Genomic DNA, 22,107 nt, shown 5'->3' on the forward strand with positions numbered 1-22,107 from the left:
ATTTGGCTTAATTTATTTTTTCTTTGGTACAAAGGATTTCTTTTTCTCCTTCTTCGGGCATCCATTTGAGTTGCTCATGAAAATGCTTGTCCTCCAAGTTCAATTCTTGTTTTACATCACATACATAGATGAAGGCATCTATTTGATTGCTGCTTTTGGTTTTGTAAATGGTGTTGGTCAAAATCCAACTATAGTCTTTAAAGGTTATGTGGTAATTGGCCTCGAAAAATCCTCTGTCGGGAAAAGCTGTTTTAACATAAAACCCGCCTTCTTCAGCGAATACATCGACAATTTGGTTGCCTCCATCCTGTGAAAAATTGGTGGTCTTGAGAGCAAATTGGTATTGGTCTCCTTTTTTTATAAAAAGAAATAATTCATCCCCTTGGTAAGGATCTGCGCTCACTATTTTATCCAATATCTTGTCGTTGTTTATATCGATATCCCTTATGAAATAGTGTTCCAAATTCTCAAAATCAGTTATCTCATAGGCAATTGAGCCTTCATAATCAATTGGATCTGGATCTTCATAGTCTATAGGGTCTGGGTTTTCATTCTGGTCGTAAAATCCTGATTCGAAGAGCTCTTCTAGGATTTCATTTTTTGATGGACTAAGCTGGGAAGCAAAATCAGCGTCAAATTTGGGATGAGGTCCATCGAAGAGGAAAAAAAGGACCGACTTTGCTTGGTCGGATGAAAGGTTATCAATGAGATGATATCTTTTTTTACTCTGGATATAGTCTAAAGTAAAATCCTGAAAGTAATTGGCAGCATCCTCTTGCCAAACACCATTCTCAGCTATGCTTGTTAATTTGGACTCAAATTCTAGGTACTTGGAATCAGATATTAAATCAAAGAAGTACTCTATATATGTGTAACTTTCTTCGTATAGTTCGTTGGGTTGATCGCTTTTATTGTTCCATCCGAAATACTCCATGAATTGTTGAAAATCAGCTGGAAATTGCTCTAGAAACTGAGCTTCATTTTTGGTTTTATAGGCTTCTTTTAGTTTTTCAATATCAAAAGTCTGATTTGAAATGGGGATGTTGGTCTTTGAATCTATCTCGGTCGATTCAATTATCCTTTCTTCATTTCCTTTACCATCCTTACAGCTTATTGTTATCAGATAGAAGGCAATCAATAACCCTTGTCTTATGTTATTAAGTTTTTTCATAAATCTATGGACAAGTGGTTAATGGGTTTCCACAGAGGGATTTAGAATCAACCCAGCCTGTTAAATTTTGGTATTCGATTTTAACCCAATCCTGCTCTAAATCGATAATATTTAAATCCCCGTCCATTGGAACATTGCCAATCTGCTTTCCATTTTTGGGCGAGTCAAAGACTGATGTTTCGCGATTTGCTCGAATCCCTATTTCGGAGTGATGAACCCAAGCAATACCGTATGGCATTTCCAATTCACCCACATCTATGGAGTCAATCTTTAAAACCCGAAACCAACCATTTTCTCCACTTACTATACTAATGATATAGCCATCTCCTGTTGTGTCGAGAGTTTGAATGATATTGCCATTGGGCTTGTCCCTTAGTTGGATTCCGTCGGACCCAGAGTCTCTATCAAAAACCTCCAAACTGTAAAATTTGGGATTCTTCGAAATTGTGTAATGGAGCGTTCCATTTTTATTTATCTGAATTGTGGTTGTTTCATGAGCCAAGGTGTCAATAGTTTCTTCGTTGTTTCGAATTATTGCCCCAAATACCACTTTGTTAAATGAAATGGAGGTGTCTTGGATGACATCATAATCAATAGTCACGCTTTTTCCATTATCAAAATCCATAGCCTCTCCGATGTAAAAGGAGTCAATTACCTTGAAGTTCTGGTCATGGGAATAAAGGAAATAGTCTGAATTGGAATCTGTATGTTGCAAAAGACTTAAAATTGCTCCGTTGCCATTTGTCCAGGCTATTCGTTTCGCATGGAATTTTCCATTGAAATTAAATTCGCTTAAAACTTCAGGATAATAGGTAGCTAGAGCTTCTTTATCCAGTAATCCGTGAAGAGGAAAAACAACCTCCTGAGTTGATGTTTGTTGGTGAGGTAAATTATTGGGCTCCTTGTCAAGGAAATCAAGGTTTGTGAGACTATCTACTCTGAAATGTTCTCCTTCTCTGAAAAAGTTGATTTCACCGCAATACACAGAAGCGTCTTGAGGACAAGGATCATAGTAAAATTCAGCCAACCTATAATTTGTGTACATGCCTAGTTCTTCACTTACAAAACCGCCCAAATCCTCTTCATGATCAATAAAATAACCTGTGCCGGCGTCTCCTATAAAACCTAAGGTCATTCCACCTAATTCATAAAAATAGATGGCGTTTTCTCCGGAATAGGAAAGTGGTTTGCCGGTTTTATGTTCGGACTTCAGGTGTTCTTTTATTTTTTCTTTAATGGCCTCTTCCACTACTGAATAGTCCTTGTCAAGATATTCTACCAAATAGAGATTAGAATAGACTTCTGACTGAATGAAGTGCATATCTTTAAAAAAGAAATGATGGATGGATATACCTACTACTCCAATCACCAATAAGGCCTGAAATACCTGAGTCCGCCTTTTATTTTTAAAAACCCACCTGATCAATAGATAGCACAGGTATATAAAAGCCGCAAAAAACAGGAGCAAAAAGACAATAATAATGATTCCCATTAGGTCAGATTTTTATGCTGGATATGATCTTATAGCTTCTCATAATGATCTTTTATTTCACTTAGAATAGTATAAATCTCTTTATCATTTTTTTCTATTTCGCGCCTTTTCCAAAAAGTGTATTTCCAATATTTTCTATGCAGATTTTGGGAGTTAGCCTTGAAGTAAATGTCTTCGAAAAAGGCCTTTTTGTCTGTTTTTTTGGCTATTTCTTCATAAGCCAAAAGACAATCATTAATCTGTTGGACAAATACTTTTTGATATAAACTTTTGGGTATGCTATGATAAATGTCCTCCTTATATCTTTCATAAGTTTGTAAAAGCAGATCTGAATTTCGGTACCTGTTCAAAAAGCTTAAAGTCAGTAAATCTGAAAGAGAGGCGTCTTCTTTAAATAATTGAGGAAGAAAGGAGTAGTCGAAAGAAAAATTACCATAATCGATTGAGGAACCAATGATGGATTTGATAAACCCCAATTCGCTGAAGTCCTTTTCGATTAAATCAACAACTGCATTTGAAAAGAGTGGATCCACTCTATCATCGTTGTTGAACTGATCGACAAACATGGTTACATCCTTGTATTCTGACTCGCTCAATTCAATGAATTGGTTGCTGATAAAATCTCCATTTTTGATTTCAGAAATTTCGTCTGCTAAAGCAATCTGTTGATTTTCTTGGAGAGTATTTTTGATACTGTCATACTCCAGATTATCCCTGATTAGTTCTGAAGATTTGAGGGAATAGAAATACGCTAATCCCACAAAAGAAAGCCCTACCAAAACCGAGATTATTGCAATCTTCTTCATATTAATTCTTATAATGGGTTTGGATTTCCTTTAGGATTCGAAATACCTCGGTTTCATTTTCTTCTGCAAAACGCCTGTCCCAAAAACTGAAAGGCCAGGAATATTTGAATTTCTTGGTGAATTTTTTTGAATGAAAGTCAAGAAATTTTTCATCGCTTACGTCATATTTCTTGTAGAATTCCTTGTGGGAAGGAGCCTTGACAATCTCTTCATAAACCAGGATTAAGTCATCTATTAGCTTTTTGCATAATTGTTCATACCGGGTATTCGAGAAAAAAGTATAGAAATAGACTTTGTTTTGATCCCAGAAAAAGGAAACCCGATCCGAAGTTCTGTCGATTGATTGAGCTTTTTGTGCAATGTACATCAGCTGAGAGGCCCGTTCGAAACTGGAATAGTTTTCCTCTATTTCTAAATCTCCAAAGTCTTCTGCTTCTTCTTGGGATTGAAAACCAAAAGGAATTGAAAAAACTGCCTCGTAATTAGCCTGTTCGAATTCTTCTGTACTAGGCTCAAATTCAAAAGCTATATCAAATACTTTGTTCCAGTAGGATGCGCCATATTCTTGATTTTCCAATTGAGAAATGATTTGATCTCTCAATGTGCTCTGATAGGATTCGGGATCGTTTCCCTTATGTACGATATCAAGTAGGAAAAATTCATAACCTTTTAGAGCATTTCTGTATTCCTGAAAATGTCTTAATGCTACGAGTTCATTTTTTATGAATTGATTTTCAGGTAGGTCATCCCAATCGATAAGTTCTATAGCTCCATTTCGAACCTCTCTTTTATGAATAGATGAATATTCTGTGAAAAACAAAAAAGCTCCTCCAATCAAGAAGAATACAGATAGAATTTGGATAAGACCTGTTAGTACTTTTTGCTTTGAAACAGCTAAAATAATTATGGCCGTCACAGCATATATAACCGATGCAATCAATATTTGAAGTAAAAAAGTCATCTCTTAGCTGATCATTCGGTGAAGACTTTGGAAATCTTAAGGTTGTATAAAGGATCTTCAATGAAATCAGAATTCTCATGAATCACCCTTATCAAATACTGACCTTTTTCTAGAGGTTCTAGAAAAGAATCAAATTGGGCCATATCCATGTTTAGGTATTCTTCCAAAGTGTGAAAAGTGTCGTTTTCAAAAACCGAAAATTGAAATTTATGATTTGGATCATTCGGCTCAATATTGATTTCTATTTCACTTGCTTCCTCTAGTGAAATCAGAAAAAATGTCGCGTTGCCATAATATCCTTCAGTGACAGATTCAAAAGACTGATTTTCATTGAAAGCTACGGCATTAGCACAGAAAACGGGTTCAAAAAAGTTGATAATCTTGAATTCACCTTTATTGTCTTCTCCTTGAATACTGTAAAGACCGCTTACAAACTTGAATGGTAAATCAGTTCTTTTTTCGCGAAGTAATCTCTCAAATACTATTTTGGTGGGAAAGGGACTTTCGTACCAGTCCCCAATTCCCGCAAAACTATTGTACTCAACTAGTTCTTGAATGAGCTTTTCTTTTCCAATCTCTATCGGATAAACTCCCTCAATGACCTCATATTCTTTCAGATCCTGTTTTTGTAGTTTATCATTGAATTGGTCTTGAGAATAGCCTTCAAACATGAAGAACAGGTTCATGAAAGTTCCATTTTTTCTAAAAACCAAATTTTGAATCCCTTGACTATTCTTGAGGCCAAAGTGAATGAATTTCCCTTTTTTGACTTTGTAGACAGGGAAATACCCACTGATTTCATCAGAGCAGCCGACACATTCTGATTTTATTAATCTTTCTGGATTACCTTCAGAGTTTTTCCAATTCTCGAGAGTTGAGATTTCCTCGGCTTCCAATAAATCTGAAATAGTGTTGGGGCTATCTCCATTTTTGATTTCAGCAAATGGATAGTTGATTCGATTTAGACTCTTGAATGCCTTTGCTTCCTCAACTGTCGGTTTGATAGCATTGCATGAGCTTGAAATGATCAATAAAATAAGCAGTATGTAGGCATACTTAAGCCTCATGTTGTTTGCTGAATTTTGTCATTTTCGCACCAAAATCACAGATGAACATATTGTCCAATTGATCAGCTTTTTCAGCCAATTGAGCCAAGTTGTTCAATACCTGTTCATTTTCCTTTGAATACAAATCACTGATATGTACCCTGTAGGAAAGATAGATTTGATTGTCAGAGATGGAAAGTCGGTGCTCACCGGTATCTGTGCGCATGATGTATTCGTAAATCTCTGCAAGATTTTGCCTTGGGAGCTCGTTCAATGGAGAGGTTGCAAAAAGATAATTGTTGTCATATACGAACATTCGAATTTCAGCACTTCCCAAATGGAATTTCCAATATTCGCTACCGGTTCTCGCTAATACAGGATCTATATCTAAATTTTGAATGGCTTTTTCCACCTTCACGCTGAAATCGGAGAGAGGACTTTCTTCGAACAAACTTTCCTCAATGTCATTTCCGCAATTGGGACAATAAGCGGTCTTTTCCTGGATTAATGAATTACAGCTAGGGCAACCCAAGGTAAGATCTTCAGAAAGCTGATCAATGATTTCAAGCTCTTCTCTGATTGTTTCTATTGGAATGGCAAAGCCCATATTATCAGCATCTGAGAATTTTGCAGTAACGATTCCAAGCAATTCTCCTTTTTCATTGATCACAGGGCCTCCGCTATTTCCGGGGTTTATGGCAGCATCTGTTTGTATAAAGTCACTACCGCCGATGATTTGTTGTGGATTAGAAACAGTCCCCTCGGTCACCGTAAAAGGCATACCATAAGGGAATCCCAATACCAAAAGTTTGTCTCTTGTTGAAACTGTTGTGTCATGATTTGTATTAACTGTTTGAATTGGGATGGGAAGACTTTCCGCCTTCAAAAATGCAAGGTCTTTGCCTGGATTTGCGTAAATGACTTTTGCCAAATATCTGTTTTTTGCTCCATCTTCTACACTGATAGATAGACTACCGGAAATGACATGGAAATTGGTGATAATTACCTTGTCTTGAGAGCTGTAAAATCCTGTTCCAGAGCCAAATGCAGTATTAATTTTATAAACTGAATTTTCTAGGTTTTGTATAGTGTTCATTTTCAATTAGTCTTAAAGTTTGCCATCATCTGTTGAATTGCTGCCATGGATTCTTGCATTTGTGCCCCCATGATTTTTGAGAGATCCATACCGAATTCTTGGCCGAAAAGTGAGTCCTCCATGATGGATTCCATCCCAGTCATCAGGATTGGAGCTGCTAGATTCCAGTCCATTTGACTAGTTTGTGCCAAAGCATCTGTGATGGGTTTACTGATAGATTCATTCACCAGATTGTAATAGAAAAGCCCGTAGAAACAGGATTGCATGAGATTGCAGGCATCTTCAAACTGGTAGTTGGAGATTTTTTCCTTTGCCTCATAGTAGCTGTCCTCCCAGTTTTCTCGGATATTTTCCTTCTTGCTGCTGTATTTGTGAGGGACAAATGTTTCTACCTGGTAGAGATCGGATAAAAACTTTTCCTTAGGATAGTTTTTTAACTTTTCAAGACTTGATTTTCCATTCAATAATCTTGTCTGAAATTGAATTCTTCGATCTTGAATTCCATCGATGGCTTTTTCGATAAGGGTTCTTAAATAGCCTTGAGGTTCGGAGTAAAACTCCAGCTTTTTGAAAGTGATGTTGAGCGTGTACCAAGCATTGTTGGACTGCCTCTTTTCCATGTAATAGTTTAACCTCTCTATACCCTCTGAAAGGATAGTCTGACTATTGTTGAAAGCCTGCTCTTTTAGATTATCTGGGAAAGGGGAAATGACTGGTTCCTGAAGATGCTCTGCGCCAAACTTTTCGATTAGTTCATCATCATAGCTATCTGCGTACAAACAAATTTCCCGCAAGACGCCATAAATTTTATAGGGCTCACATAGATGAATGGGACAAGAAAAAGTGAAAAATACCATGTCCCCCTCTAGTACCAAATTGGCCAGATTGAGTGGATACATTCGAAGTTCCGCCAATCGCCTCATTAATGGGACTTTTTTGGCATCTTCTATATTTAAAAATGGGCATTTGATGATAAGTTCTGTCTCTGATTGTGCAATGAATACTACCACAGATCCATGCGCTATTTCATAGGTGTTTCCTGTTTTTTTAGACTTTAGGCTGCTGTCGATATAGTCTAAAAGCGTTGGGATTACCTGTTCATAATGTCCACTGTTAAACAAGGCAATTGATTCATCCCACTTCTCATCTTGTTTCGTGGAGGCTTTTTTGGGATTGATAGGAGGGAAATAGCTTAAATTTTTATTCATGGTATTTGTATTGGCCAAGGCTTGATGTGTCCTTTAGCTTATTTGAAAAATATTGTCTCCATTTCCTTGAGAATTATAGGAGAGATTTAGTTGGTTTAGTGATCTTGCTTTAATAATTCATGGAAATGAAATCTCCATTTAAATCATAGCTATATGTGAAAGTCGTCCCTCCATTTTCCGGCTGAAGAAGAACCAAATACTGGATTTTAGACCTTTCTCCATCTTTAGGGATTTTTACGATAGCCATTTGAAGGGAGGGGTTTGGAATCTCTTTTTCTTCCTCCAATTTTTCTTTGGATTTTACTACCAAGTCCCCCAGTTTGGCTAGATCGATTGGATCACCAAGCTGGAACATGAAATCAGAAGCATTCATGCCTTGAGGTACCTCTAAGGTGATGTCAGAAGTTTGAGTCCACATATCATTGGATTGAGTCCATTGCCCCATTTTAAGAGAGGAAGGATCACTCGTGACAGTCACTGAGATGATGTTTCCAATTGAATTATTATGGCTGATAGCTAGATCGGTAAAGTATGCATCCTCTCCAAATTTGTCCTTGAGAGCTTTCTCAATAACAAGGAAGCCATCCGCATTTGCTTCTTGATTGCTGGCTCCGCCACCACAAGCATGAAGGAGTGCCAGCACAAGAAATAGACCTGGTATTTTAAGACTTTTCATTTCTTGAATGTTGAAGATTAGTCTTCTACTTCTTCAGAATCCCTACCGTACATATAGAACAAAGCTCCTCCTACCGCGATCAATAAAACCCGAATGATCCAGCCCATTCCGCTTCCCCAGATGTCTATCCAGGCTAATAGCCTGATGTTGTAATTAAAAATTGATAGAACCATTGACATGATCCCCATGGCTGCTAGTAAAAGTCCGCCTTTCCCAAGTTTTGCTTTGATGTCTTCCATTTGTATTGATCTTTTAAGTTTTTTAAAAAGTGCTCCAAGGCTGTTTTGAATCCTTGAATTCCTGTTTTCTTAAGATCAATGTTGTGAAATTCTAGACTAAGAAAAATAGCCAGTCTATATCCGTAATGTCCAGCTTTATATTAGTAAAAAGACGTTTAGTTTTCGTTTTTCTGAAAATTGGAAAATGAAGAATTTCCCCTAAATAATGTATGTCCTAGTGTCGATTGAATTCTAGGAAAGTTGTCAAAAAAGCTTCTTTCTTTCGGAAAGAAACAGGGATCTGTATCCCATTCTTCAGATAGATGGTGCCTGATTTATCATACTTGTCGATGAACTTCAAGTTGACCATGAAGGATTGATGAGGTCTAGTGAAATGGACCTTTTCAAGTTGCTCCTCATAGGTTTTGATGGGTTTGGATGCGATATATTTTTTTCCATTTGACAAGTGAAAGGTTGTGTAACCTTTATCGGACTCGCAATACAACAATTCCGACAAATCAATGACCTGAAAGCTGTCACTTAATGAGAGTACCAGCGTAGAATCATCTTGGTACCAAACTTTTTTTGATTGATTGATCTGTTCTTTCTGTTGGACTGAACTTTTGTTTTGCACTTTTTTCAAAGCAATCTGAAGCTCTTCAGGATCAACCGGTTTCATTAGATAATCCACAGCTCCGATTTTTAGGGCTTTAAGTGCAAATTCCTCATAGGCTGTAATGAATATGACCTTGAAGTCCAGATGTTCGGTTTGATCCAAAAAATCAAATCCTGTCCCATCTGATAAATTGATATCTAAAAATACTAACTCAGGCTTGCAGGCATTGGCGACAATTACTGCCTCCTTGACAGATTCACATTCGCCAATGACATTTATCTCAGAGCTAACAGAGTTAAGTAAATTGATCAGGCCCTTTCGGATATAGGCTTTGTCTTCAATTACCAGCGCATTCATGATTCTTGGCTTAGTTTATATGGGATGGTCAAAGTCACTATGGTTCCTTTTTCATTGTATTTGGATCTATCTTCAATCTTGATATCTCCTTTCATTTTGAAATCATTGGATAGAATTTTTAACCGCTCTGAGGTAATCGCAGTTGATAAGGACTTCTTGTTTTTTGATTGACTTCCTCGTTGAGAATCGATTCCTATTCCATTGTCAGAGATGGTACAAATAAGTTGCTCTCCTTCATATTTTAGAGAAATATCAATTTTACTTTCTTCAGATTGTCCATTGAAAGCGTGTTCTATCGCATTTTCTACAAATGGCTGAATCAGCATAGGTGGGATTTCTATTTGGCTTGGGTCAGTTTTCTCGTTGACATGGATTGTAAAATGGAATTTATTATCCTCGAGATTAAGGAGTGAAAGATAGTTTTCTACCGCTGTAATTTCCCTCGAGAGCAATACCAATTTATCTCTCGAGTTTTCCAGGATGATTCGAAGTAGTCTGGAGAATTTTGAGAGGTAGTTCACTGATTTGCTTTCTTCTTTATTGAGAATCATCCCTTGGAGGACAGATAGAGAATTGAAGATAAAATGCGGTGTCATTTGGGAACGAAGCAGTTTTTGCTCTACAATGACATGTTTGGTTTTTGATTTCTCGTTTTTAAGTTTTTCAATAAAAATCAATGTGCCCAATGCGATGGAAATCAATAAGATGCCGATGATGGCCCAGAGGTAATTTTGTCTGGTTTTTGCCAAATCCTGGGAAGTGTCCAATACAGTTTTTGTCAATTTCAATTCTCTAATATTAGCAGAATCAAGTTCCAATTTGTATTTATACTCGTATTCCAGTTGAGCTATTTTTTCTATGTTTTCCTTATTAAAAAGACTGTCGTCCAATATTTTATATTGCTTATGGTTTTGGAGCGCTTTTTTGAAATCACCGGTAGCTTCATAAATTAAGGAAAGCAATTCTGAGGCTTCTTTTTGGTAGTTTAAGAAGCCTGAATTTTCGGATATTTCATATGCTTTTAGTGCCTTAGACAAAGCTTTGTTATACTCTGTTTGTTTTGCTAAAACTCTGGATTGTCCAATATAAGCTCCAGATAATGTTTCTTTATTTTCGATTTCTAAACTGATTTTTTCCGATTGAGAGAAGTAAGATTTTGCCTTGTCGAGAGTATTAAGTTTTAAATAAATTCCGCCAATATTATTTAGAATGGAAGGTATTTCACTGTCAGCTTCTATTTGTTTGCTTATCTCTAGTGCATCAAAATATTTTTCAAGTGCTTTAGTTAAATCATCCAATTCTTCATAAATAGTCCCTATCCCATTCAAAGTATTAGAAACTCCTTGTTTGCTATTGATTCGTTCATAAATCCCCAAAGATCTATCAAATGTTTCCATAGCCTTTTCATAGTCCTTCTGGACTTTGTATATCATAGCTATATTCCCAAGGTTATGGGCCATACTTATACTATCCGCCAACTTTTCATTCATATACAACGACTTTTTGAAATGCTCTTGGGCAAGAGGGTAATTGCCTAATTGCATATAAATGTTTCCCAGATTGTTTAGACTGTAGGAAACCCGTTGTTCGTTTTGGTTTGATTCAGCAATGGAAAGCGCTTTATTCAAATAAGAAATGGCCTCCTCAAATTCACCTAACCCTTCATAGGCAGTTCCTAAATTCAAGAGACTTGCCGAAAGATTATCGCTTCCGATTTCTTCTTCTATTGAAATTGCTTTTTTGAAATTTGCAATCGCATTTCTGAGCTCACCTTTGTTTCTAAAAGTGATTCCCATGGCATTGTAACTGTTTGCTATTCCTTTCTTAAAATTTATGCTTTCATATAGTTTTAGTGCTTGATCATAATTTTGCAATGCTTGATCGTAATTCGATTGTATCGCTTCAGTTATGCCCTTGATGTAAATACTTCTTGCCTTACCTTTTTTAAATCCAATAGCATCGGCCAACTCTTCAGATTCGTTTAAATATTCAAGGGATTTTGGAATGTCTCTGCTGAAAAAAGAGAAGGCAAGAGCATTTAAAAGATTAACCCTTGTTGAATCCTTATTTGTATGAATCTCTAATTCTGTTTTTAAGCTATCAATAGTTTGAGTTTGTGCAATTGTATTTGTCCAAATCAGAGAGAATAACAAAAAAGTAAGTACAGTTCTAAAAGTAAATCGCATGTTTTTTCTGAGAATGTTGATTAGGATCTTCCCGAAGTTTGAAAATGGAATTTGACAAAGGATTTATGCATGTTAAATATCCTTTTAAAATTGTTTGAAGGTTAATGGAATCTAATCTTGACCAAAATAATTGTTTCTATTTCTTTTTGGTAAGAATGATAGAGTTTTCTGAACGAAACCTGTATTTCAAAAAATATCCGTCTCTTTCCAATCAATATTCGTTCGAGCAAATTTTCCTTTATAAGATGTTTAATGATGTGAAGATGGATCGATGAGTTTGTGAAACTTATTTTAATCCCACATTACCTTTTTATTACATGTGACAGGAGGTGTTTGAGGAGGCTTATGGATTATTTTATTTTTGATTTAAGAAGAAACTTAACAGCTTTAAAAAAGAATCATGAATCCAAACTTGGGTCAGAATCCAGGTTGGGAATAGAAAGAATTAATTTGATCCCCAGATTTATTTTCTGGGGATCTTTAAATTGGCAATTATGAAAAAACAACTCTTAGCATTATTTGTATTCTTAGTGTCCATTTCTGCGTATGCACAAGGTTCTGAGGATATTAAAGTCTCAAGTTTTAATTTGAGAATGGATACACCCCGCGATAGCATCAATGCTTGGCCGAATCGAAAAGAAATGGTCAAGTCTTTGATCCAGTATCACGATTTTGACATTATTGGAACCCAGGAAGGCTTTATTCATCAATTGACAGATTTGATGGAGATGCCTGGATTTGCATTTATCGGAGCAGGTAGAGATGATGGAAAGCAAGGTGGCGAGCATTCAGCTATCATTTATAAAACTGATCGATTCAAAGTGCTTGAATCTGGAGATTTTTGGTTGAGAGAAAATCCAGATGAACCAGGATTGGGCTGGGATGCTACTTGCTGTAATCGAATCGCTTCTTGGGGGCTTTTCAAGGACTTGGAAAATGGAAATGAGTTCTATGTATTCAATGCTCATTTTGATCATCAAGGGGTAGTTGCTAGAAAAGAATCTGGGAAGTTGATGGTGAAAAAAATGAAAGAAATCGCCAAAGGAAAACCTGTCATCTGTACAGGAGATTTTAATTCCACTCCTGATACGGAGCAGATTATTGGATTGTCGGAGTTTTTGAATGATTCTTATAAAGTTTCAAAAATGAAACCTTATGGGCCGGTAGGAACCACCAATGCATTTGTGTTTACCGCACCCATGAAAAACAGAATTGACTATGTTTTTGTAAGTGATGACTTCGAAGTATCCAAATATGCAGTATTGACGGACGCTTTGAATCAGCGCTATCCTTCTGATCATTTGCCTGTTGTGGCGACTGTCAATTTCAAATAATAAGAAGTCAACATTCGAAAATTTTTGAATGAATTTTCGATGGATTTTAAATTTCTAGCCCGGTTTTTTTGCCGGGCTTTTTTGTTGAATTCAAATAGCCTTTTGATCCTTTGGAAATCAGACATAAAGAAATTTTCTTATTTGGAATGTTCGAAAGAAGAAAATAAAAACCTCCACCTACCAATTTTCTGATTACTTTTGGCCCTCTCGTTCTTTGGTTCAATTAAAAATCAAAGCCGTTGTCGGTTTCCCTTAACGGGAATTAATAAGGAACCATGTGAAAATCATGGACTGTCGCGCAACTGTAACCCTGTTCCGAATTTTCGGAAACAAGCTTTTTCCAAGAATGCCATTGTTTGCATCCAGCAAATGAGAAGGCGGAAAAGGTCAGGGAAGTCAGGAGACTTGCCACAACGCATTGACATTGCTTTCGCGATCTGAAGTTATTGTCAGGCATTGAACTCTACCATTTCCATTTTTTCATGGGATATGTATGTCCAATTCTGTCTTTCTTCTTTTCCTGTAAGCAATTGATTCTTCCATTCTGACGAGTGTTAATCAATTTTCTAAATTTTAATGCTTACATCATGTTGACAAACAACTTGGGCTATCCGCGAATAGGTAGCTTACGTCAATTGAAAAAGGCCTGCGAAAATTATTGGGCAGGCAAAATCAGCCAACAACAATTGTTGCGAGAAGGCCATTTGATCAAAAAGGCCAATTGGGAACTTCAAAAGGAGTTGGGGATTGACAAAATCCCATCCAATGATTTTTCATTTTATGATCAGGTGCTGGATATGTCTCTGATGGTCAATGCGATCCCTGAAAGGTTTCATGAGGTGCTTTTGAAGGAAGGTAAATCTGAATTGGATTTATACTTTGCCATGGCCAGAGGCTATCAAAATGATGGCTTGGACATCGTAGCGCTTGAAATGACCAAGTGGTTTGATACCAATTACCATTACCTGGTTCCTGAGTTTCGAAAAGACCAACCTTTCAAGCTTTTTTCAACCAAAGTGATCGATGAATTCCAAGAAGCTAAGTATGAGGGGATTCATACCAAGCCTGTTCTGATTGGTCCGGTTTCCTATCTTTTATTGGGTAAGGAAAAGGAAAGAGGGTTCAACCGGATTGATTTGATTTCAAACTTGCTGCCTGTTTATCTCGAAATTCTGAAAAAGTTGGAAGAGGCAGGTGCAGACTGGATTCAATTGGATGAGCCGAGCTTGGTCATGGATTTGAAGAATGATGAAATCGAGGCATTTCAGGTAGTTTATAGCCAGATTAGAAAAGCATTTCCTTACCTGAAAATCTTGGTTTCCAGTTATTTTGGATCCATTAAGCACCAATTGGATTGGTTGTCCTCCCTTCCCATCTGTGCCTTGCATGTGGACCTGACGAGAGGAGAAGAGCAATTGTCAGATGTTTTGGCTCATATTCCTGCTGATATCACTCTGTCTTTGGGTGTAGTGGACGGTAGAAATATCTGGATCAATGATTACTCCAAGTCTTTAAATCTCCTTGAGGAAGCGATCCAACAGCGAGGAGAGGAACGAGTTTGGATTTCCCCTTCCTGCTCATTGATTCATGTTCCTTGTGATTTAGAATTGGAAACAAATGAAGAATCACTCAAGTCCGAAATCAAGGCCTGGATGGCTTTTGCCAAGCAAAAATTGGAAGAATTAGCAGCCTTGAAAAAACTTGTAACCTCTCGAGAAAACGAGTTGTTTTCAAGAAATCAGAAATTGATTCAGGCTCGAAAGTCTTCAGATTTGGTTCATAATTCCAATGTTAAAGAAGAAGCTTGGTCCTTGTCTAGAGGTTCTGATACGCGCAAAAACCCATTCTCAGTCAGGAAGATTTTGCAACAGGCTCATCTAGATCTTCCGGCATTTCCTACAACTACAATTGGCTCTTTCCCACAAACCAAAGAAGTGAGAGCTTGGAGATTACAATTCAAGAAAGGTCTGCTAGGGAAAGTAGAATATGAGAATTTGTTGAAACAAGAGATCAAGGAAACCATTCAATGGCAAGAAGAGGTTGGCTTGGATGTTTTGGTTCATGGAGAATATGAGAGGAATGACATGGTGGAATACTTTGGAGAAAAGCTGGATGGATTTGCATTCACCCAAAATGGATGGGTTCAGAGTTACGGTTCTCGCTGCGTCAAGCCTCCAGTAATCTACGGTGATGTTTCTAGGCCTGAAGCCATGACGGTAGAGTGGACTTCCTTTGCACAAGCTTGTACTGACAAATTGGTCAAGGGGATGCTGACAGGTCCTGTGACCATTTTGCAATGGTCCTTTGTGCGAGATGATCAACCAAGGTCCTCAACAGCCCTTCAAATAGCCATTGCTATTAGAAAAGAAGTGATTGATCTGGAAAAGGCAGGAATCAAAATCATTCAAATTGATGAGCCTGCTATTCGAGAAGGATTGCCTTTGAGAAAAGAAGAATGGAAGGGTTACTTAGATTGGGCGATCCGTGCATTCCGAATTTCATCATCTGGGGTGAAAAATCAGACCCAGATTCATACACATATGTGCTACTCTGATTTCAACGATATCATCTCTGAAATCGCTGAAATGGATGCAGATGTTATTACCATCGAGTGTTCCAGATCCCAAATGGAGTTGTTGGATGCCTTTGCTGCATTTCAATATCCCAATGATATAGGTCCTGGAGTCTATGATATACATTCTCCTCGAGTTCCTTCAGAGGAGGAAATGGTAGATTTATTGGAAAAGGCAATCAGCTACCTTCCTCAGGAGAATGTTTGGGTCAATCCTGATTGCGGGTTGAAGACCAGACAGTGGTCAGAAACTACCGAAGCTTTGAAGCGGATGGTCAATGCCGCTCAGCAGATGAGAGAGAAGCTGCTGGTTAATTGAATTCCTTGATCGGAATGAAGAAAAAAGCTGATTTACTCGAAATGATGGCTTTAGATTTATTCTTGGAAGGAGAAGAGAAAAAAGAAGTTTACGAGAACCTACTTTCAAAATCTGGTAAAAAACGGATTCATCATCCTTTGATGAGCTGGAAAACCAAATGGGCTTCTGATTCCAAGAATTAAAAGGTAAAGAGGGTGAGATTTTGTCTCACCCTATTTTAACCCGCAATATGCATTAGACTTTCTATTCCGAGCCCATCCGCCGCGGCGGACAAAATCAATCGCTTTGCTGCATTTAACTCATTCACCAGAGCCTTGCTATGCCTCATTCGCTAAATGCTTGATTTTCTTGCATTTTGAACTCTCACTACGGATCCTAATGCATAATCCGGGTTTATTTACTCACTTTTAAGGTTTTTCACTGGATTGCTCCAAGCGGCTTTCAGTCCATGGATTCCAGCTGTGGTGAATGCTATTCCTACGGTGGCAATAGTTGCAACCAGCAAAGCCCAAATCGGTACGGAAATATGGAAGGCAAAATCCTCCAACCATTGATGCATCACCCAATAGGCGAGAGGAGTAGCAATGACAATGGCTATGAGTACCAATTTGACAAAATTTCCAGAAAGCATTTGGAGTACCTGCCAGGTGGAGGCTCCCAAAACCTTTCTGATGCTTACCTCTTTGAGTCTCTGCTGAATCATGTAGGAAGAAAGTCCAAATAAGCCCAAGCATGCAAGGATGATGGCCATAGTTGCGAAAATATTCATGACTTTTCCAAGCTGCATCTCGGATTGATACATTCGATTGTAGTCTTCATCTAAAAAGCGGTAGGAAAAAGGTCTGTCCGGCATGAATTTTTTCCATTGCTCTTCGATAAATGCCAGGGTTCCCGGAAGATCCTGGCCATTCACTTTTACTAAAAGTCGCGAACCCCAGGAAGATGTAAATAGGACCAATGGATTCAAGTCATTCCTCAAAGATTGGAAATGGAAGTTTTTGATCACCCCGACAACTGTTCCTTCCTGATTGAGAATCATTCTTTTTCCAATGGCTTCATCTGGACTCCATCCAAACTTTGCTGCAGCATTCTCTGTCAAAATGTAATTGAACTCATTGTCGTCCCAGTTTTCATTTTCTGTCAAATGAATCATGTTTTCAGTGAAATCCTGTCCTGCGATCAATTCAAGCCCCGTTACTTTGATGAATTCATCATCCACAGGATTTGCATTCACAGAAATGTATTCATTCTCTGGACGGGTAGGAAGGTTCATGCTATAACCACTTTGAATGTTGACAGGGCTATTGGCTGCTCTACTGACATTGATGATTTGAGAATGAGATTTCAATTCCTTTTTGAAAGTCGAGACTTGTTTATTGTCCTTGTTCCACCCAATCGAAAGTGCAATGATTTGTTCTCTGTCATAACCTAAATCTTGGTTTTGGATAAAGTTCAATTGTCCACTGATCACCAATGTGGCGATGATTAGAAAAACTGAAATCCCAAATTGAAACACCGTGAGCGATTGCTGGAGCCATTTGGCTGAATTGGTTTTTTTAAAAACTCCTTTCAGGATCGAAATCGGCTGGAACTTAGAAAGAATCATAGCAGGGTAGCTTCCAGCGATGATACTGATGATCAAAGTGAGACCAATTGTGAAGATTAGAAAGCTTGGCTGAATCAATTCGGAAGCAGAAAGATTTTTACCAATCAAATCATTGAAATTGGGCAATAGCAAGTAGGTTAAAGCCATGCTTGTGATCAGAGACAAAAATGTCAAAAGGGTAGATTCACCTATAAACTGCCAAAACAATTGCCCTTGGTCTGCGCCAGAGACTTTTCTGATTCCTACTTCCTTGGCTCTTTCTACAGATTTGGCGGTGCTCAAATTGATATATGTCGAACAGACAATTACTAGAATCAAAAATGCGATGGCTCCCAACATGTACAGGTAGGTAATACTGGTATTTGGAACCATATCGCTGTGAGGAGAAAATAGGTGGACTTCATCAAAATGCTCTAGGTGAAAGTCAACAGAAGCACCCATTTCCACAGATTCCTTTTTCATAAAAGGATCTATTTTATCTGGCAAAGAGTGAAATGCTTCCTCGCTATTCAATAGCAAATAGGTGGTGTAATTGGCGTTCCAATACGTTTCCTCTTGATTGGCTCCCAGTGAAGAAAAAGAAGCCAGAAAATCGAAATAGAACTGCGAGTTTTTAGGATAGTCTTTGACAATTCCAGTGATTTCAAACAATTCTTTTTCCTCACCGACTTCCATTCCTTGACCAATTGGATCTTTGTCTCCAAAATACTTTTTCGCCATACTTTCAGTTAGGATCAACTTATTTGGGCCGTTCAAAGCTGTTTTAGGATTTCCCTCAATCATCTCATAGTAAAATGCATCAAAGAAGGTCGAGTCGGCATACAGGAAATTTGATTCAAGGACCGGCTGATTGTTCAATTGAAGGATGGCAGATGCATCATTCATTCGAATTCCTTTTTCAACCTCAGGGAATGTTCTCGAAAATACCGGAGCTACTTTTGTACTGGTAAAAGTTCCTTCTTCAACTCCTCCATCTCTGCCCATGGAATATTCCATCACTACCCTAGCGATTCGCTTTGCATTGGGTTGAAATTTATCAAAGCTGACTTCATGCAGAACAAAAAGTGCGATCATCAAACAAGAAGTCATCCCAACGGTCAGCCCAAGCATGTTGATGATTGTCGATGGCTTGTTTTTCCAGAGAGTTCTTCTGGCGATTTTAAAATTATTGCGAAACATGTCTATAAAGTTGGTTTGGTAGTGGTTTTTCTTTCTTCCGATGATCCCTGGTCGAAAAAGTTGAAGGACATCTTTCATGAATAAGAGGTCAGCCTTTTTTTTGCCTTTTTCCTCCAGCCTTTGATCGTATAATTCAAAAAGATCCCCTTCGATAAATTGATGGATTTCTGGATCACAAAACCATCGGAAAAAGGAAATGAACAATTCAGGTGGCCCTTTCGGTTGATTCCTTTTCATTATTAGACCATTTTAAGTTTCCAGGCAACTTCGGGGATTGCATTCCATAATGACTCCCGGGTTTCTTTGCTGTATTCCATCGCTTTTTTACCCAAGGCGGTAATTCTGAAATACTTTTTAGGTCTTCCGGCTCTCTCCTCAGTTCGTTCGCCATCTTGGGGTTTTAGATATCCTTTCTCTTCCAGTCTTTTGAGAGCTGTTTGCAATGCTCCGACGCTGACGTTTCTTTTTAGACGTGATTCGATTTCTGTTTTGATAGAAACTCCATAGGCCTCATCATACAAAACTCCGACGGTGAGCATGACGATCTCTTCAAATTCACCCAGCTGATACTTTTTCATGAATAGATAATAAATTCCTATTTGTAGTATTTAAAATCCATGCCAAAACTAAAAAATGCTTTTGGAGGGATTTGAAAGGGATTTTAGGAGAAATCGATGAGGTTGTCCGAACAGGTTTGTTCGGTGGCGGACTATTTTGTTGTACTTACTGAAAGGAAAAGCCCAACATTTTATGTCAGGCTTCGATGAAAAGATATAGTGTCTACTTGGTTTCTTATTGTCTGATCTTTAGGGATGTTTTCAAATACAGGTACGTTTATACTCCCACACTTTCTTTTAATAATGAAATAACCAGCTCCTCAGTTAGTGGCCTTTTGTTGGCTTTTTCTCGGATGGTTTCAAAAGCATATCTGAAATCACAACCTTCTTTGTAAGCGCTACATCCATAGGCTGTTTTTCCTTTAATAATCGTTCCTTTTTGACACAATGGACATGGAATAACAGGAGGAGATTTTTTAGATTCTTGGGTGCTTTTTGATTTCTTTTCCTCCAAAATGAGTTGAAAAGTTTCATCGAACCGAATTAGGCCTTCTTTGTCTCCAGTCTGAGTTTTAAACCCTTTTAAATTGACCGTGGAACCTTTTTGGACTAAACGTAAATACTGATTTTCTGAGATTTTCTTCCCTTCGAATGAAAATGGAAGTAAAAAGTTGCAGCCCTTTTTATAAGCACTACATCCGTAGCTTGATTTTCCTTTTAGAATAGATCCTTCCTTGCATTTTGGGCAATCAAATCCCACAAGGGTAGTGCTCGTTTTTTCCTTTTCTTGAGGCTTTTCTTTATCAGAAGCCTTGGATTCAGTAGGAGGCGCAATGATGGTTTGGTTTTGTTCCCTCATCACTTCATACACCAAATGCTCTACCATGATTTTCATGTTTTTCACAAAAGAACCTGCATGAAAATTCCCCTTTTCGATCTCCCTCAACTGTTTTTCCCACTTTCCTGTTAGTTCCGCTGAGGTCAGCATGTTGTTGCGGATGATCTCGATCAATTGGATGCCTGTTTCGGTAGGTAAAATCTGCTTTTTATTCCGCTCGATATATTGCCGTTTAAAAAGCGTCTCAATGATACTTGCCCGGGTTGAAGGACGCCCAATACCATTTTCCTTCATCAACTCCCGCATTTCCTCATCGTCTACCTGTTTTCCGGCAGTTTCCATTCCTCTTAGCAATGTCGCCTCGGTATAGTGCTTGGGAGCTTTGGTTTCTTTCTCCTGAAAAGAAGGCTCATGAGGTCCTTTCTCTCCTTTTTTGAAGATAGGGAGCTCATCTTTTTCCTTTTTGTCTTTTCCGTCGGCGGTTTCAAAAACAACCTTCCAGCCTTTTTCTAAAATGACCTTACCAGTGGTTTTAAAGGAAACTGTATCCACCTGTCCAATTACTGTTGTATTGGCAACTGAGCATTCATCATAAAAAATTGCGATAAATCGTCTTGCGATAATATCATAGACTCTAAGGTGGTTCCCATGCAAATTCCCCTGAATTCCTGTAGGGATGATAGCATGGTGGTCGGTTACTTTTTTATCATTAAAAACCTTGGTCGACTTTTTTAATTTTTTACCTAAAACTGGTCGGATTAATCCTTCATATTTGGTGAGCTTTTGCAGGATTCCAGCAGCTTTGGGATAGATGTCATTAGGTAAAAATGTGGTATCAACTCTTGGATAAGTAATGACCTTTTGCTCGTAAAGTTGCTGGGCAATTTTAAGTGTTTCATCCGCAGAAAGCCCAAACTTATTATTGCAATAAACCTGTAAACCTGTTAAGTCAAAAAGCTTAGGGGCGAATTCCTTTCCTTTTTTCTTTTCAACAGAGATAACTTCAAAGTCATGTTCTTTTACCTGGTTGGCAAAAGCTTCTCCGTCTTCTTTCTTTAAGAATTTCCCTTCTTCGCAATTGAAAGTTGTTTCTCTATAGACAGTTTGTAATTCCCAATAAGGCTGTGGCTTAAAGTTTTGAATCTCTTTAAAGCGATTCACAATCATAGCCAAAGTTGGCGTTTGCACTCTTCCTATCGAAAGGACTTGTTTGTATCCGCCGTATTTGACAGTATATAGTCGAGTAGCATTTATTCCCAACAACCAGTCACCAATGGCTCTGGAAAATCCTGCATAGTATAGATTATCATATTTGGAGGAGGGCTGGAGTTTTTCGAAGCCTTCTTTGATCGCCTCTGTAGTCAAGGATGAAATCCATAGGCGTTTGACTTCTCCTTTGTACTCCGCTTGCTCTATTACCCAGCGCTGGATCAGTTCACCTTCTTGGCCGGCATCCCCGCAGTTAATCACAACTGTAGCGGTTTCAAATAGTTTTTTTACAATATTGAATTGCTTCTGTATCCCTGAGTTGTCAACCACTTTGGTTTTGAACTTTTCGGGAAGCATAGGCAAGTGGCTGAGACTCCAGCTTTTCCAAAAAGGTTCATAATCGTTGGGTTCAAATAAGGTGCAAAAATGACCAAAAGTATAAGTGACGATATATCCGTTTCCCTCGTAATATCCATCATGTCTGGCAGTGGCTCCAAGTACAGAGGCTATCTCACGGGCGACACTTGGTTTTTCAGCAATACAAACTTTCATCTAAAACAAAACTAGAAAAAATAGTCTAAGCTCACCAGACTGGATGCTTTGGAAAGTCTCAGGTTAGGTAGCAATCTCCTATGTCTGAGAAGAGTAGGGTTAAAACAA

The 22,107-nt window shown here is 38.0% G+C and carries 17 protein-coding genes and 1 riboswitch; of the genes, 3 read left to right on the forward strand and 14 right to left on the reverse strand.

Features of this window, described 5'->3' with window-relative positions; genetic code table 11:
• Positions 1-7: 7 nt before the first annotated feature.
• The 11 genes from BUF13_RS16820 to BUF13_RS16870 all read right to left on the reverse strand — a co-directional run bounded on the left by BUF13_RS16820 (position 8) and on the right by BUF13_RS16870 (position 11,833).
• Entirely contained in the window at positions 8-1,171 is a 1,164-nt protein-coding gene (locus BUF13_RS16820; RefSeq protein ID WP_073572984.1) for a hypothetical protein, read from the reverse strand.
• A 4-nt stretch (positions 1,172-1,175) separates the two neighbouring features.
• Positions 1,176-2,663 (reverse strand): hypothetical protein, encoded by a 1,488-nt coding sequence (locus tag BUF13_RS16825; RefSeq protein WP_134204528.1) that lies wholly within the window; start codon positions 2,661-2,663, stop codon positions 1,176-1,178.
• Positions 2,664-2,692: 29 nt separating this feature from the next.
• Positions 2,693-3,469, reverse strand: a complete 777-nt coding sequence (locus tag BUF13_RS16830; RefSeq protein WP_073572986.1) for a hypothetical protein — start codon at positions 3,467-3,469, stop codon at positions 2,693-2,695.
• Position 3,470: 1 nt separating this feature from the next.
• The gene (locus tag BUF13_RS16835; RefSeq protein WP_073572987.1) at positions 3,471-4,430 is read right to left on the reverse strand and encodes a hypothetical protein; all 960 of its coding nucleotides are present in this window, start codon (positions 4,428-4,430) and stop codon (positions 3,471-3,473) included.
• A gap of 11 nt (positions 4,431-4,441) precedes the next feature.
• The gene (locus tag BUF13_RS16840; protein ID WP_073572988.1) at positions 4,442-5,497 is read right to left on the reverse strand and encodes a hypothetical protein; all 1,056 of its coding nucleotides are present in this window, start codon (positions 5,495-5,497) and stop codon (positions 4,442-4,444) included.
• Positions 5,487-6,572: a trypsin-like peptidase domain-containing protein gene (locus BUF13_RS16845; protein WP_083586496.1), complete on the reverse strand. Its 1,086-nt coding sequence runs from the start codon at positions 6,570-6,572 to the stop codon at positions 5,487-5,489. Before BUF13_RS16845 ends, BUF13_RS16840 begins: the two co-directional genes overlap by 11 nt.
• A 2-nt stretch (positions 6,573-6,574) precedes the next feature.
• On the reverse strand, positions 6,575-7,780 hold the full coding sequence (locus BUF13_RS16850) for a type III secretion system chaperone family protein (RefSeq protein ID WP_134204530.1): 1,206 nt from the start codon (positions 7,778-7,780) through the stop codon (positions 6,575-6,577).
• Between the two features lie 109 nt (positions 7,781-7,889).
• Positions 7,890-8,456 (reverse strand): hypothetical protein, encoded by a 567-nt coding sequence (locus tag BUF13_RS16855; RefSeq protein WP_073572991.1) that lies wholly within the window; start codon positions 8,454-8,456, stop codon positions 7,890-7,892.
• A gap of 17 nt (positions 8,457-8,473) precedes the next feature.
• The gene (locus BUF13_RS16860; protein WP_073572992.1) at positions 8,474-8,695 is read right to left on the reverse strand and encodes a hypothetical protein; all 222 of its coding nucleotides are present in this window, start codon (positions 8,693-8,695) and stop codon (positions 8,474-8,476) included.
• 214 nt (positions 8,696-8,909) lie between these two features.
• Entirely contained in the window at positions 8,910-9,647 is a 738-nt protein-coding gene (locus tag BUF13_RS16865) for a LytR/AlgR family response regulator transcription factor (RefSeq protein WP_073572993.1), read from the reverse strand.
• Positions 9,644-11,833, reverse strand: a complete 2,190-nt coding sequence (locus BUF13_RS16870) for a tetratricopeptide repeat protein (protein ID WP_083586497.1) — start codon at positions 11,831-11,833, stop codon at positions 9,644-9,646. The genes BUF13_RS16865 and BUF13_RS16870 overlap by 4 nt, the downstream gene beginning before the upstream one ends.
• 494 nt (positions 11,834-12,327) lie before the next feature.
• Between BUF13_RS16870 and BUF13_RS16875 the strand changes: the two genes are divergently transcribed.
• The 3 genes from BUF13_RS16875 (at position 12,328) to BUF13_RS20680 (ending at position 16,240) form a co-directional block, all read left to right on the forward strand.
• Complete coding sequence (locus BUF13_RS16875; RefSeq protein ID WP_073572994.1) at positions 12,328-13,167, forward strand: endonuclease/exonuclease/phosphatase family protein; 840 nt, start codon at positions 12,328-12,330, stop codon at positions 13,165-13,167.
• Between the two features lie 225 nt (positions 13,168-13,392).
• Positions 13,393-13,594, forward strand: a riboswitch (cobalamin riboswitch).
• A 160-nt stretch (positions 13,595-13,754) separates the two neighbouring features.
• On the forward strand, positions 13,755-16,058 hold the full coding sequence (metE, locus tag BUF13_RS16880; RefSeq protein ID WP_073572995.1) for a 5-methyltetrahydropteroyltriglutamate--homocysteine S-methyltransferase: 2,304 nt from the start codon (positions 13,755-13,757) through the stop codon (positions 16,056-16,058).
• Between the two features lie 14 nt (positions 16,059-16,072).
• Positions 16,073-16,240 (forward strand): hypothetical protein, encoded by a 168-nt coding sequence (locus tag BUF13_RS20680; protein WP_166669847.1) that lies wholly within the window; start codon positions 16,073-16,075, stop codon positions 16,238-16,240.
• A gap of 215 nt (positions 16,241-16,455) precedes the next feature.
• Here BUF13_RS20680 and BUF13_RS16885 read toward each other — a convergent pair whose 3' ends face one another.
• From BUF13_RS16885 to BUF13_RS16895, 3 genes are all read right to left on the reverse strand, one after another.
• A complete protein-coding gene (locus BUF13_RS16885) occupies positions 16,456-19,080 on the reverse strand; it encodes an ABC transporter permease (RefSeq protein ID WP_083586498.1) in 2,625 nt (874 codons plus the stop codon).
• Between the two features lie 2 nt (positions 19,081-19,082).
• Complete coding sequence (locus tag BUF13_RS16890) at positions 19,083-19,421, reverse strand: PadR family transcriptional regulator (protein ID WP_073572996.1); 339 nt, start codon at positions 19,419-19,421, stop codon at positions 19,083-19,085.
• A gap of 256 nt (positions 19,422-19,677) precedes the next feature.
• Positions 19,678-21,999, reverse strand: coding sequence for a DNA topoisomerase 3 (locus BUF13_RS16895; RefSeq protein WP_073572997.1), 2,322 nt, complete (start codon positions 21,997-21,999; stop codon positions 19,678-19,680).
• Positions 22,000-22,107 lie beyond the last annotated feature (108 nt).

This window comes from Algoriphagus zhangzhouensis (genome assembly GCF_900148515.1).
Lineage (GTDB): Bacteria > Bacteroidota > Bacteroidia > Cytophagales > Cyclobacteriaceae > Algoriphagus > Algoriphagus zhangzhouensis.

Coding starts and splice junctions, on each gene's coding strand:
- BUF13_RS16845 (WP_083586496.1), bottom strand. CDS start 6,572: ATGAACACTATACAAAACCTAGAAAATTCAGTTTATAAAATTAATACT.
- BUF13_RS16835 (WP_073572987.1), bottom strand. CDS start 4,430: ATGACTTTTTTACTTCAAATATTGATTGCATCGGTTATATATGCTGTG.
- metE (WP_073572995.1), top strand. CDS start 13,755: ATGTTGACAAACAACTTGGGCTATCCGCGAATAGGTAGCTTACGTCAA.
- BUF13_RS16820 (WP_073572984.1), bottom strand. CDS start 1,171: ATGAAAAAACTTAATAACATAAGACAAGGGTTATTGATTGCCTTCTAT.
- BUF13_RS16850 (WP_134204530.1), bottom strand. CDS start 7,780: ATGAATAAAAATTTAAGCTATTTCCCTCCTATCAATCCCAAAAAAGCC.
- BUF13_RS16840 (WP_073572988.1), bottom strand. CDS start 5,497: ATGAGGCTTAAGTATGCCTACATACTGCTTATTTTATTGATCATTTCA.
- BUF13_RS16895 (WP_073572997.1), bottom strand. CDS start 21,999: ATGAAAGTTTGTATTGCTGAAAAACCAAGTGTCGCCCGTGAGATAGCC.
- BUF13_RS16875 (WP_073572994.1), top strand. CDS start 12,328: ATGAAAAAACAACTCTTAGCATTATTTGTATTCTTAGTGTCCATTTCT.
- BUF13_RS16870 (WP_083586497.1), bottom strand. CDS start 11,833: ATGCGATTTACTTTTAGAACTGTACTTACTTTTTTGTTATTCTCTCTG.
- BUF13_RS16855 (WP_073572991.1), bottom strand. CDS start 8,456: ATGAAAAGTCTTAAAATACCAGGTCTATTTCTTGTGCTGGCACTCCTT.
- BUF13_RS16885 (WP_083586498.1), bottom strand. CDS start 19,080: ATGAAAAGGAATCAACCGAAAGGGCCACCTGAATTGTTCATTTCCTTT.
- BUF13_RS16890 (WP_073572996.1), bottom strand. CDS start 19,421: ATGAAAAAGTATCAGCTGGGTGAATTTGAAGAGATCGTCATGCTCACC.
- BUF13_RS16825 (WP_134204528.1), bottom strand. CDS start 2,663: ATGGGAATCATTATTATTGTCTTTTTGCTCCTGTTTTTTGCGGCTTTT.
- BUF13_RS20680 (WP_166669847.1), top strand. CDS start 16,073: ATGAAGAAAAAAGCTGATTTACTCGAAATGATGGCTTTAGATTTATTC.
- BUF13_RS16830 (WP_073572986.1), bottom strand. CDS start 3,469: ATGAAGAAGATTGCAATAATCTCGGTTTTGGTAGGGCTTTCTTTTGTG.
- BUF13_RS16860 (WP_073572992.1), bottom strand. CDS start 8,695: ATGGAAGACATCAAAGCAAAACTTGGGAAAGGCGGACTTTTACTAGCA.
- BUF13_RS16865 (WP_073572993.1), bottom strand. CDS start 9,647: ATGAATGCGCTGGTAATTGAAGACAAAGCCTATATCCGAAAGGGCCTG.